The organism is Variovorax sp. GW531-E2 (assembly GCF_059423125.1).
On the sequence record NZ_JBWKXQ010000008.1, the window covers coordinates 3,480 to 15,815 of the forward strand.

The window sequence follows — 12,336 nt, forward strand, 5'->3', positions numbered from 1 at the left end:
GCTGGCGGTAGTGGTCGCGCGCGACCACCCGCTGGCGCGCCGCAAGCGCATCGATGTGCAGGAGGTGCTGCGCCACGACCATATCGTGGTGCGCGAAGGCACGGCGCTGCACCGCGTGCTGCTGGCCACCGCGCTCGAGGCCCAGGTGCCGCTCAAGGTGCGCATGCAGGTGGGCAGCTTCGACATGGTCTGCCGCATGGTGGAGCAGGGCGTGGGCATCGGCGTGCTGCCCTATGCGGCCATCCTGCCGCAGCTGCAGATCCTCAAGCTGCGCTGCCTCAAGCTCGACGCGCCCTGGGCGCTGCGCCGCCACCTGCTGTGCGTGCGCCGCCAGCAGGAGCTCACGGCCGCCGCGCGCTCGGTGCTCGAACACCTCGGCCGCCCCGACTGATCCGAGGGCGTGGGGCGGCGAGCCTTCGCGCCGCGCGAAGGCTCGAACTCGCCAAAAACGAATTGTTCTCCTGCGGCCCTCGCGCAAAGATGCGGGCACACCAAAGGAGACACCCTTGAAGATCATCCGCGTCAGCGCCACGCCGCTGAACATCCCCGTGACCATCGACGTGGTCGGCCTGAACAAGCAGACCTCGCTGTCGCTGTGCCTCACCGAGATCGAGACCGACACCGGCCTCGTCGGCCACGGCATGACCGCCATCACCGAAGAAGAAATCATTGCCGCCGCCGTGCGCGAAGTGGCCGGCCCCGCGCTGATCGGCGAAGACCCGATGGCCACCGAGCGCCTGTGGGAGAAGCTCTACTGGCTGCTCTCGCCGCGCGGCCAGACCGGCTATGCGAGCCACACCATCGCCGCGCTCGACATCGCGCTGTGGGACCTGAAGGGCAAGGCATTGGGCCAGCCGCTGTGGCGCCTCTTCGGCGGCGCGCGCGCCAAGGTGCCGGTGTACGCTACTTTCGGCTTCGGCTTCTTCGAGCGCGACCAGCTCGCTGCCGCCGCCAAGCTGTGGGTGTCGCAAGGCTTCAATCGCCTGAAGATGACCGTGGGCAACCACGCGCTGGCGCGCCGCGACGAGCCGCGTCCGCTCGACGAAGTCATTGCCGAAGACGTGCGCCGCGTGGCCGCCGTGCGCGAGGCCGTGGGCCCCGACGTCAAGCTGTACGTCGATGCCAACTGCGGCCTCGACCTGTTCCATGCCACCGAACTCGCGCACCGCATCGAGCCCTACGGCATCAGCTTCTTCGAGGAGCCGCTCACGCAGAACGACGTGCGCCAGATGGCCCAGCTGCGCGCGCGCACGCGCATTCCGCTGGCCTGCGGTCAGAACGAGGGCCTGGCCTTTCGCTTTCGCGACCTGCTGGTGAACCAGGCGGCCGACGTGCTGCAGCCCAACGTGACCATCTCGGGCGGCTACTCGCAGTGCCTGAAGATCGCGGGCATGGCCGCGGCCTTCAACGTGCCCATCGACAACGGCGGCGCCTGGCCCTTCCACAACATGCACCTGCACGCGGGCGTGTCCAACGGCGGGCTGGTCGAGTACCACTACGTCGCGGTGCAGATGCTCAAGCAGATCTTCGACGGCCTGCCCGTGCCTGACCAGGGCTGGCTCACGCTGCCCGAGGCGCCGGGCCTGGGCTTCACGCCCAACGCCGAGCGCGTGCGCGAGCTCGCGAAGCTGCCGACCTCGCACGGGAAAGGCAAGGCCTGAGCGCCACCCGACGACACTTCCGACCACGACCAGGCCGCGCAGACGGCCGGCGCATCCCGACCACCACGGAGACAAGATGAACGACAGAAGAACAGACGCCAAGCGGCCATCGCGCCGGCATGCCCTGCAGGCCACCCTGGCCCTGGCCGGCCTGCTGGCCGCCGCACCCGCCGCGTGGGCGCAGAAGTTTCCCGACAAGCCCATCCGCATCGTCGTCGGCTACTCGGCCGGCGGCGGCGTCGACGCGGTCGCGCGCATGCTCAGCGCGCGCCTGCCCGCGGTGCTGGGCCAGCAGGTGCTGGTCGAAAACCGCACCGGCGCCACCGGCCTCATCGCGGCCGACCTCGTCGCCAAGGCGCCGCCCGACGGCTACACGCTGATGATGGGCGACAGCGCCTTGCTCATCGCCAAGCTGCTGCAGCCGAAGATCGCGATCGATCCGCTGACCAGCTTCAAGCCCGTGGCCGGTGCCTTCGTGTCGCCGCTGATGATCGTCGCGGGCAACGACTTTCCCGCGAAGACACCCGCCGAACTCGTCAAGGAACTCAAGGCGCACCCGGGCCGCTACTCCTACGCGTCGTCGGGCGTCGGCACCGTGCAGCACCTGGGCTTCGAGATGCTCAAGCAATCCACCGGCGCGTTCGTGGTGCATGTGCCCTACCGCGGCGCGGCGCAGATCGTGCCCGACGTGGTCGGCGGCCAGGTGCCGCTGGGCGTGGTGAGCGCCACCGCCGCCATGGCGCAGTCGAAGGCCGGCAAGCTGCGCGCACTCGCGCTGCTGAACAACGCCAAGCTTGAAGGCGCCGAAAGCGTCGCACCGCTGGCCGACGCATTGCCGGGCTTCGACGTGGCGCCGCGCATCTTCCTGCTCGCACCGGCGGGCACGCCCAACGATGTCGTCGACAAGCTCTCGGCCGCCGTGAAGACCGTGCTCGACATGCCCGAGACGGGCACCGCCGCCGCTGCACAAGGCACGCTGCGCGCCTACGCCACGCCGGCCCAGCTGGGCAAGGACATGGCGGAGGAAACGACGCGATGGAAACGCATCATCACGGACCAACGCATCGTGGCGGAGGGGAACTGAGGTGACGCAGCCCCATCTCGGCCTCATCGTTCCTCCCGCAGCCAGCGCCGTGCCGGTCGACGGCCCGCTGCTCTATGGCGACCGCATCCGCTTCAGCGCCAAGGGCCTGGGCCTGGGCGAAATCTCCACGCGCGGCTACACCGAGGTGATCGACTCGGTCATCGGCAAGGCGCTGGAACTCAAGGCGGAAGGCGCCAGCGCCGTCTCCCTCATGGGCACCTCGCTGAGCTTCTTTCGCGGCGTGGCCTTCACCCGCCAGCTGAAGCGCGAGATGGAACAGGCCACGGGCCTGCCCTGCACGACGATGAGCGACGCCATCCTTGCGGGCCTGCGCCATTTGAAGGTGCGGCGCGTGGCCGTCGCCACCGCCTACATCGACGAGGTCAACACGCAGCTGCGCACCTACCTCGAGCAGAGCGACTTCGAACCGCTGGCACTCGAGGGCCTGGCCATCTCCGACGTGCAGGCCGTGGGCCAGGTGTCGACCGAGGTGCTGGTCGACCTGTGCCTGAAGGTGTTCGACGACCAGCCCGGCGCCGACGGCCTCCTCATCTCGTGCGGCGGCCTCGTCACGCTCGATGCCGTGCGCGAGGTCGAGGCACGCCTGCGGGTGCCCGTGGTGTCCAGCTCGCCCGCGGGCTTCTGGGACCTCGTGCGCACCGCCGGGCTCGATGCGCGTTCGCCGGGGCAGGGCCGGCTGTTCGCCTGACCGGCCTCAACCGAGCCAGCGCCCCACGCGGGCCGTGCCGGCCAGCTGCCAGACGCGCTCGCACAGCGCCTTCGCTTCGTCGGCCGTCGCGCCTTCGCCGTAGTGCGCCAAGCGTTGCATCTTGTCCTCGATCTCGGCGCGGCTCAGACTGTTGCCGGGGTCGCCCTTGGGCTCGTCGACGCGGCCGGCCAATTTGCGGCCGTCGGCGGTGTGGACGCTGACCTTGCCGATCCAGCGCGCGGGGTAGGCGGTGTCGACCTCGTCGTCCAGCGCCATCGTCACCTTCTCGCGGAAGGCCGAGACCTCGGGCGAGAGAAAGTCGCGGTCGAACTCGCCCAGGCCCGCGCGGCCGTGCACGGCGATGAGGCCCAGCACCGTGCCCATCGAGAACTTGCCCTGGTGCACCGTGGCGGGCACCGTCACGCGGCCCAGCACGTCGATGGCACCCTGGTGCACGTGGGTCGTGACCCGGGACACGTCTGCTGGTTTCAGCTGGTTCTGTTCCATCACCTGCAGCAGCGCGTCGGCGGCCGGGTGCGTGTGGCGGCAGGAGGCGTGGTACTTGAACGAGGTCTCGGCCAGCGTCCAGCGCGTGCCCAGGCCGTCGGTGAGCTTCGCGGGATCGGCGTCGCTCGACATGCCCACGCCCAGCCCCTGCGCGCCTTCGAGAATCTTGGCCGCGCCCGTGAAGCCGTCCTGCGCGAGGTAGGCCGACATCAGCCCGCTGGCCGCCGCGTGCGCGCAGTGCAGCTGCTTCGAGTCGGCCGCGTCGCGCAGGAACTCCCACACACCGGCCGACTGCGTGCCCGCCGAGCCGAAGGCATGCAGCATCTGCTGCGGCGACAGGTCGAGCAGGCGTCCCACGGCCGCGGCTGCCGCGAGCGTGCCCGCCGTCGCCGTGGTGTGGAAGGTGCGGTAGTGCGACCGGCCGAGGAACTCGCCGACGCGGATGCCCACCTCGTAGCCCGCGACCACGGCCGTCAGCAGTTGCGCACCACTGGCACCGAGGCTCTGTGCCACTGCGAGTGCGGGTGCGATGACCACGGCGGCGGGGTGGAACACCGAGCCGTTGTGCACGTCGTCCTGCTCCACGTAGTGCGAGGCCGCCGCGTTGACCATCGCCGCGAACAGCGGGGAGCTGGTGCGCCGCGAGGTGAGGATTTCGCTCGGGCCTTCAGCGGGGCCCATCATCTGCGCGAAGCGCTCGATGCTGCGTATCGGCCGCGCCGTGCGGGCCGCGAGCACCGAGCCGAGCCAGTCGAGCATCAGGTCTTCGGTGCGGCGCAGCACGGGCGCGGGAATGTCGGCGAACTTCAGCTCGGCCGCGAAGGTCGCGAGCACCTTGCTGGGGTGGTCGATGGCGTTCATGTGCAGTCCTTCAGAACGAGCGTGGCAGGCCGAGCATGTGCTCCGCCACGTAGCTCAGGATGAGGTTGGTCGAGATCGGCGCCACCTGGTACAGCCGCGTCTCGCGGAACTTACGCTCGATGTCGTATTCGCACGCAAAGCCGAAGCCGCCGTGGAACTGCAGGCAGGCGTTGGCCGCCTCCCAGCTCGCCTTGGCCGCGAGGTACTTCGCCATGTTGGCCTGCGCGCCGCAAGGCTGGCGCGCGTCGAACAGGCGGCAGGCCTCGTAGCGCATCAGGTTGGCGGCCTCGGTCTCGATGAAGGCTTCGGCAATCGGAAACTGCACGCCCTGGTTCTGCCCGATGGGGCGGCCGAACACCACGCGGTCCTTCGTGTAGGCCGTGACCTTGTCGATGAACCAGTAGCCGTCGCCGATGCACTCGGCCGCGATCAGCGTGCGCTCGGCATTGAGGCCATCGAGGATGTACTTGAAGCCCTGGCCTTCCTCGCCGATGAGGTTTTCGGCCGGGATCTCGAGGTTCTCGAAGAACAGCTCGTTGGTCTCGTGGTTCACCATGTTGAGGATGGGGCGCACCGTCATGCCTTTGCCGATGGATTCGCGCAGGTCGACGATGAAGATCGACATGCCTTCCGACTTCTTCTTCACGTCCGCCAGCGGCGTGGTGCGCGCCAGCAGGATCATCAGGTCCGAATGCTGGATGCGCGAGATCCACACCTTCTGTCCGTTGACGACATAGCGGTCGCCCTTCTTCACGGCGGTGGTCTTGATCTTCGTGGTGTCGGTGCCGGTGGTCGGCTCGGTCACGCCCATCGACTGCAGGCGCAGCTCGCCGCTGGCGATCTTCGGCAGGTACTGGCGCTTCTGCGCCTCGCTGCCGTGGCGCAGCAGCGTGCCCATGTTGTACATCTGGCCGTGGCAGGCGCCCGAGTTGCCGCCGCAGCGGTTGATCTCTTCCATGATCACCGAGGCCTCGGTCAGGCCCAGGCCCGAGCCGCCGTACTCCTGCGGAATCAGGGCAGCCATCCAGCCGGCCTGGGTGAGTGCGTCGACGAACTCGGCGGGGTAGCCGCGTGCCTCGTCGACCTTGCGGAAGTACTCGTTGGGAAACTGCGCGCACAGGTCGCGCACGGCGTCGCGGATGTCGGGGAAACGGTTGTCGGTAGCGATCATCATGTGCTTCAGTCCTGGCGGGGGCCGCCCGCTTCCTTTTCGACGCGTTGCCAGATCTCGATGGCCATCGGGTCGTCGATCTCCTCGAGGATGTGGCCCACGAGGCCGATGGCGCGCGCCATCACGCCGAAGCCGCGAATGATCTTCCATGGAAAGCCGAACTCGGCGGCAATGGCGCCGATGGCGCCCGTGGCGTTGATCGGCAGCGACTTGCCCGACACGCGCTCGGCCTCTTCCTGCACCGCCTGCATCAGCGCGACGTAGTGGCTCGACAGGCCGTTCTCGGCCGCGATCTGGAAAAGGCGCGGCGTGCGCGGGTCGATCGGCTTGTGCAGCGGATGGCCCAGGCCCGGCACGATGATCTTGCGCGCGCGGTGGTCGGCCACGATGTCCTTCGCCATGTCGGCCAGCGGACGGCTCGGCTTCTCGCCGAAGGGAATGGCCTCGTACAGCATCTTCGCGGCGCCCTCGGTGCTGCCCACGAACACGGTGCCCAGCCCGCACAGGCCGGCGGCCACGGCGGCCTGCAGGGCTTCGGGCGCGCCGGCATAGGTGAGCCGCGCGGCCAGCGCGCTGGGCGTCACGCCGTGCTCCACCAGCGTGACGACGATGGCGTTGAAGGTCACGGACTCCTGCGGCGTCGGGATGCGGCCCGTCAACTCCAGGAAGGCCATGTCGCCCAGGTTGAGGTGGCCGAGGATCTCCGAGGGCAGGTCGCGCCCGCGCACGGTGATCTTGTCGGGCGTGCTGTGGCCGAGGTCGGTGTGCAGGGATTTCTTGATCTTTGTCATGGCCGCAAATCTATCCCCGCACGCGCCCGCAGGCGCTCAGTGATTGCGAAACCCTCCCTTCCGCAATCGCGAATGCCCGCCGGCGGGGTCTTCGGGCACGCTGCGATCCGTCATTGCAACGGAAAAGAAAAGGCAGACAGCGCGATGGATTCCGACTCACTCCTGGCCGTGCGCGAAGCGGCGCTCGACTACTTCACCCGCAGCGGCGCCACCGCGCGACGCCGCGCTCGCACCGAACACCCGCAGGCCGACGAGGCCAACGGCTGGGGCGAGATCGCTGCGCTCGGCTGGCCCGGCATGCTGGCGCCCGAAGCGGCCGGCGGCCTCGCACTGGGGCTCGACGGCGCCGCCGAGATCCTGCGCGCGGCCGGCGAACATGCGACGCCCGAGCCGCTGCTGGCGGTGGCGGGCCTGAGCGCGCTGCTGCTGGCGCGGCTCGACACGCCGGCGGCGCGTGCCCTGCTGGCCGAGCTGGTGGCAGGCCGCAGCCTGCCCGCGCTGGCGTGGCAGGAAAGCGCGGGCGACCTCAGCGCCGTGCCGCTGGCCTGCGGCTGCGAGGCGCGCGCGGGTCAGGGGGGCGGCGTGCTGCTGCAGGGCGACAAGCTCATGGTGCTTCCCGGTGCCGCCGCCAGCGGCTGGCTGGTGTCGGCGCGCGGCGAGGACGACGCCGTGCTGCTGTGGGTGCCGCGCGGCACAGCCGGCGTGAGCGAGACGATCGTGCCGCTGGTCGATGGCAGCCAGGCAGCCAACCTGCGCTTCGAAGAGGTCGTGCTGCCGGCCGACGCCGTGCTGGCCAGCGGACCGGCCGCGCAGGAGGCGCTGCGCCAGGCGCTCGCGGCCGGGCAGATCCTGCAGGCGGCCGAGCTGCTCGGCGCGGGGCAGGCGATGCTGGCGCAGACGCTGGCCTACCTGCGCACGCGCTCGCAGTTCGGCAAGGCCATCGGCAGCTTCCAGGCGCTGCAGCACCGCAGCGTCGACATGTTCATCCACCTCGAGGTGGCGCAGGCCACGCTCAACGAGGTGCTCGCGCTGGCAAGCGACGGCACCTTGCCTTCTGACCGGCTCGAAGCCGAGGCCAGCCGTGTCAACGCGCGTTGCACCACTGCCGCGCTGCAGGCGTCGCGCGCGGCGGTGCAGCTGCATGGGGCCATCGGCTACACGCAGGAGTGCGACCTGAGCCTGTTCTACAAGCGCGTGCTGTGCCTGTCAGCGTGGCTGGGCAATGCCACGGCGCACCAGCGCCGGCATGCCGCGCTGACTGGCGAAGCTGAAGCTGCTGCGAGCAGTGCTGCAGCCTGGAACGGCGAGTTCCTCGCGCGCACCACCGACTGGTCCGCCATGCCCGAGGCCGAGTTCCGCCGCATGGTGCGTGGCTTTTTGCAGCAGCGTTATCCGGCGCACCTGCGCTACCTGTCGCACCGCGCGCGCTGGAGCGAGATGCGCGACTGGTACCTCACGCTCTCGGCGCAGGGCTGGATCGCGCCGGCCTGGCCGCAGTCGCACGGCGGCATGGGCCTGCCGGCGGAGAAGCTCATCGCGTGGATCGAGGAGCTGGAGCAGCACGGCGTGGCGCGCGCGCCCGACCAGGGCATCGTGATGATCGGCCCGCTGCTCATCCAGCACGGCACGCCCGAACAGCAGCAGCGCTTCCTGCCGCGCATCCTGAGCGGCGAGCACGTGTGGTGCCAGGGCTATTCGGAGCCCAATGCCGGCTCCGACCTGGCCGGCCTGCGCACTGAGGCGGTGGCCGGGCGCGACGCGCAGGGCGATCACTTCGTCGTCAACGGCCAGAAGATCTGGACCACGCTCGCGCAGGACGCCAACCACATCTTCATGCTCGTGCGCACCGACAAGGGCGCGCGCAAGCAGGAGGGCATCAGCTTCCTGTTGTGCGACCTGCGCACGCCGGGCGTCACGGTGCGGCCGATCCACACGCTGGCGGGCGAGCCCGAGTTCTGCGAGGTGTTCTTCGACAACGTGCGCGTGCCGGCCGACAACCTCGTGGGCCGGCTGCACGGCGGCTGGACGATTGCGAAGGCGCTGCTGGGCTTCGAGCGCATCTTCCTGGGCAGCCCCAAGCAGTCGCAGTACGCGCTGGGCCAGCTGGCGCGGCTCGGGCAGGCACGGCGCCTGTTCGCCGACCCGGTGTTCGCGCAGCGCTTCGCAGCGCTGCGGCTCGACGTGCTCGACCTGTCGGCCGCCTACACGGGCTTTGCCGACATCGTGCGCGCGGGCAAGCCCTTGCCGGCCTCGGTGTCGCTGCTGAAGATCTGGGCCAGCGAGACCTACCACCGCATCGGTGCCTTGCTGGTCGAAGCCGGCGAAGAGCAGGGCGCGGTCGCGGGCGACCAGGTGCTCGACGGCCAGAGCTTCAACGTGCTCTCGCCGCTCATCGGTTCCACCGCCGCCATGATCTACGGCGGCACGAACGAGATCCAGCGCAACATCCTCGCGCGACAGGTTCTAGACCTGCCGGCCTGAGCGATGTGAGCCGCCAAAGAAATACACAACTGGAGACAACGCTCATGCAATCCCTCGAACTTTCGCGCCGCCAGCTCATGGCCGCGCTGGCGGGCAGCGCGGCGCTCGCCGCACTGCCGCACCGCGCCTTCGCGCAGCAGCCGCTGCCGCCGCTCATCAAGCTGGTGGTGGGCTATTCGGCCGGCGGGCCGGTGGATGGCGCCGCGCGCCTGCTGGCGCCCGCGCTGGGCCAGGAGCTGGGCACGCAGGTGATCGTGGACAACCGGCCCGGCGCCGCCGGTTCGCTCGGCGGCAACGCCGTGGCCAAGGCGCCGCCCGATGGCGCGATGCTGTTCTTCGGCGCGAGCCCGACCATCACCATCAACCCGAACGTGCAGCGCAGCATGCCCTTCGACCCGATGAAGGACCTCACGCCGCTGGCGCCGCTGGTCGACTACACCAACGTGCTGGTGGTCAACAACGACCTGCCGGTGCGCAACGTGGGCGAGCTGCTGGCCTATGCCAAGGCCAAGCCCGGCAAGCTGTTCTACGGTTCGGCGGGCGTGGGCGCGTCGAACCACCTGAGCGGCGCGCTGCTCGAGAAGATGAGCGGCGTGCAGCTCACGCACGTGCCCTACAAGGGCAGCGCCCCGGCGCTGGCCGACGTGATGGCCGGCACCGTGCCGATGATGTTCGACATCATCGCCACCTCGCGGCCCTTCATCCAGTCGGGCAAGCTGCGTGCATTGGCCGTCACCTCGCGCCAGCGCAACCGCATGCTGCCGGACGTGCCGACCATGATCGAGTCGGGCGTGCCCGGCTACGACGTGGGCGGCTGGTTCGGCCTGTACGGCCCGGCGCGCATGGACCCGGCGCTGGTGGCGCGCGTGAACGCCGCGGCGCAGAAGATGCTGGCCCGCGAGGACATCGCGCACCGCCTGCGCGAGCAGGGCTACGAGGTCTGGACGGGCGCGCCGGAAGTGCTGGCGACCAAGGGCGTGTCGGACCGCAAGCTGTGGGCCAGCGCCTCCAAGGGCATCGAGGCGGAATAGCCGATGCCCCCCCGCATTCATCACCTGCTCGAAGACCGCGCGGCCCGCACGCCGGACGCGGTGTTCCTCCACGAACTGGACGGCACCACCACCTATCGCGCACTGCAGGCCATGGTCGAGACCGCCGCGAACGACCTGCTCGCCGCCGGCGTGCGGCCGACCGACCGCGTGCTGCTGGTGGCCGAGAACTGCGCCGCCCACATCGCGCTGCTGCTGGCCTGCAGCCGCGTGGGCGCGTGGTCGTGCGGCGTCAACGCGCGCATGTCGCCGGGCGAGATCGCGGCCATCGCCGAGCGCGCCGACGCGCGCCTGTGTGGCTTCACCACCGATGCGTCCGACGCGGCGCGCACGCATGCGCAGCGTGCGTCGGCCGTGCCGGCCACGCTGCCCGGCGTGATGTTCACTGCCGCGCGCGCCGAGGCCCGCCCCGAGCCCGATGCGGCGCTCGCCGATGCCGCCGCGATCATCTTCACCTCGGGCACCTCGGGCACGCCCAAGGGCGTGATGGTGTCGCACCGCGGGCTGCTGCACTTCGGCCGCGTGTCGGCGGCGGTGCGCGCGCTCGACACGCGCGACCGCGTCTACGCCTTCCTGCCGATGACCCACATCTTCGGCATCGGCACCGTGCTGATGGCCGCGCTCACGGGCGGGGCCGCGCTGGTGCTGCGCGGCAGCTTCTCGCCGGCCGACATGCTCGAGGCGCTGGCGCACGGGCAGGTGTCGAACCTGCTCGGGCCGCCGACCATGTACGCGCGGCTGCTGGCGCACATCGAGGCGCAGCAGCTGGCGCCGCGCTTTCCGAATTTGCGCTACGTGTACACCGGCTCCGCGCCGCTCGATCCGGCGCTCAAGCAGCGCGTGGAGCGGCTGTTCGGCCAGCCGCTGCACTACGGCTACGGCCTGTCGGAGTACGCGGGCTCGGTGTTCCTCACGCGCACCGAGGCGCCGCGCGCGGACACCTCGGCCGGCTACGTGGTCGAAGGCGGCGAGGGGCGCATCGTCACGCCCGAGGGCACGGAGGCTGCATCCGGCGACACCGGCGAGATCTGGCTGCGCGGCCCGGGCCTGATGCTGGGCTACTTCCGCGACGCGCCCGCCACCGCGCAGGTGATGCGCCCGGGCGGCTGGTACGCCACCGGCGACCTCGGCCGCTTCGACGCCGACGGTGCGCTGTTCGTGGTGGGGCGGCTGAAGGAAATGATCATCCGCTCGGGCTTCAACGTGTACCCGGCCGAGGTCGAGGCGGTGATCGGGCGCTTCGCCGGCGTGCACCTGTGCGCCGTGGTCGGCGTGCCCGAGGCCGACGGCAACGAGCAGATCGTCGCCTTCGTCGAGCTGAACCCTGGCGCGGTGCTCGACGAAGCGGCGCTGCGCACGCATCTGGCCGAGCACCTGTCGCCCTACAAGCGGCCCGCGCGCATCGAGGTGATCGAGGCGATGCCGACCACCGCCAACGGCAAGCTGCTCAAGCGGGAACTGCAATCACGGGCCCGGCAGCCCTGAGATTCGCAGGAAGGTCGCCGATGACACTGCGGCGCCCCTTCTGCGTGTCCATGTACTCGCGCATGCGGGCGATGCGGCCCTCGCGCAGCTCGAGGATGAAGCAGTAGTCGTTGTCGTAGTGCCGGCCGTTGGCGAGCGTGGCCTGCAGGCGCATCTCCAGTACCACGGTGTCGCCTTCGCAGAGCAGGTGGGTGAAGTCCACCGACACGTCGGCCACGAACAGCTTCGGAAACTCTTCGACGAGAAAGCGCACGATCGTCTGAGGCCCGATCATGTGGTCGGTGAAGCCCAGGGCCACGCCGGTGGCGTTGTCCTTGGGCGCCAGCCATTCGGCGTCGTCGGTGAAGGCGGCGCGCACGCGCTGCGGGTCGCGGCTGGCGAAGGCCTTCCAGGCGTCGACGACGGCGCGCTTGTTCTGCTCGGGGGTCATGGGGTGCGGCGGATGAAGTGAAGGAGCGGCGACGATAGGGGCGCCGCGTTGCGCCGGCCCGCTGCTTCCGGACATCTGCAACGCGCTCTCGGACTTATCCTGCAAGG

At 70.1% G+C, this 12,336-nt stretch carries 11 protein-coding genes; 7 read left to right on the forward strand and 4 right to left on the reverse strand.

The annotated features are described in order from the left end of the window. The 4 genes from AC07XP_RS07450 to AC07XP_RS07465 all read left to right on the forward strand — a co-directional run. Window positions 1–391, forward strand: a 391-nt coding sequence (locus AC07XP_RS07450) for a LysR substrate-binding domain-containing protein (protein ID WP_495264252.1), incomplete at its 5' end; no start/stop codon positions are given. 115 nt (window positions 392–506) lie between these two features. Continuing rightward, the gene (locus AC07XP_RS07455) at window positions 507–1,661 is read left to right on the forward strand and encodes a mandelate racemase/muconate lactonizing enzyme family protein (RefSeq protein WP_099795467.1); all 1,155 of its coding nucleotides are present in this window, start codon (window positions 507–509) and stop codon (window positions 1,659–1,661) included. 76 nt (window positions 1,662–1,737) lie between these two features. Next, a complete protein-coding gene (locus AC07XP_RS07460; RefSeq protein ID WP_495264253.1) occupies window positions 1,738–2,745 on the forward strand; it encodes a Bug family tripartite tricarboxylate transporter substrate binding protein in 1,008 nt (335 codons plus the stop codon). A gap of 1 nt (window position 2,746) precedes the next feature. Beyond that, window positions 2,747–3,454: an arylmalonate decarboxylase gene (locus AC07XP_RS07465; RefSeq protein WP_495264254.1), complete on the forward strand. Its 708-nt coding sequence runs from the start codon at window positions 2,747–2,749 to the stop codon at window positions 3,452–3,454. Window positions 3,455–3,460: 6 nt separating this feature from the next. On the opposite strand, the gene AC07XP_RS07470 is transcribed toward AC07XP_RS07465, so the two are convergent. From AC07XP_RS07470 to AC07XP_RS07480, 3 genes are read right to left on the reverse strand one after another with little or no spacing between them, the layout of a single operon-like run. Beyond that, window positions 3,461–4,822, reverse strand: a complete 1,362-nt coding sequence (locus tag AC07XP_RS07470; protein WP_495264255.1) for an MmgE/PrpD family protein — start codon at window positions 4,820–4,822, stop codon at window positions 3,461–3,463. A gap of 10 nt (window positions 4,823–4,832) precedes the next feature. Beyond that, a complete protein-coding gene (locus tag AC07XP_RS07475) occupies window positions 4,833–5,996 on the reverse strand; it encodes an acyl-CoA dehydrogenase family protein (protein ID WP_495264256.1) in 1,164 nt (387 codons plus the stop codon). 5 nt (window positions 5,997–6,001) lie between these two features. Then, the gene (locus AC07XP_RS07480) at window positions 6,002–6,784 is read right to left on the reverse strand and encodes a citryl-CoA lyase (RefSeq protein ID WP_062479773.1); all 783 of its coding nucleotides are present in this window, start codon (window positions 6,782–6,784) and stop codon (window positions 6,002–6,004) included. Between the two features lie 144 nt (window positions 6,785–6,928). Between AC07XP_RS07480 and AC07XP_RS07485 the strand changes: the two genes are divergently transcribed. The 3 genes from AC07XP_RS07485 to AC07XP_RS07495 are packed head-to-tail and all read left to right on the forward strand — an operon-like array spanning window position 6,929 to window position 11,799. Continuing rightward, window positions 6,929–9,265 (forward strand): acyl-CoA dehydrogenase family protein, encoded by a 2,337-nt coding sequence (locus tag AC07XP_RS07485; protein WP_495264257.1) that lies wholly within the window; start codon window positions 6,929–6,931, stop codon window positions 9,263–9,265. Between the two features lie 44 nt (window positions 9,266–9,309). Further along, the gene (locus AC07XP_RS07490; protein ID WP_495264258.1) at window positions 9,310–10,296 is read left to right on the forward strand and encodes a Bug family tripartite tricarboxylate transporter substrate binding protein; all 987 of its coding nucleotides are present in this window, start codon (window positions 9,310–9,312) and stop codon (window positions 10,294–10,296) included. Window positions 10,297–10,299: 3 nt separating this feature from the next. Next, window positions 10,300–11,799, forward strand: coding sequence for a class I adenylate-forming enzyme family protein (locus AC07XP_RS07495; protein ID WP_495264259.1), 1,500 nt, complete (start codon window positions 10,300–10,302; stop codon window positions 11,797–11,799). On the opposite strand, the gene AC07XP_RS07500 is transcribed toward AC07XP_RS07495, so the two are convergent. Continuing rightward, window positions 11,762–12,229, reverse strand: a complete 468-nt coding sequence (locus tag AC07XP_RS07500) for a nuclear transport factor 2 family protein (RefSeq protein WP_495264260.1) — start codon at window positions 12,227–12,229, stop codon at window positions 11,762–11,764. The genes AC07XP_RS07495 and AC07XP_RS07500 overlap by 38 nt on opposite strands. Window positions 12,230–12,336 lie beyond the last annotated feature (107 nt).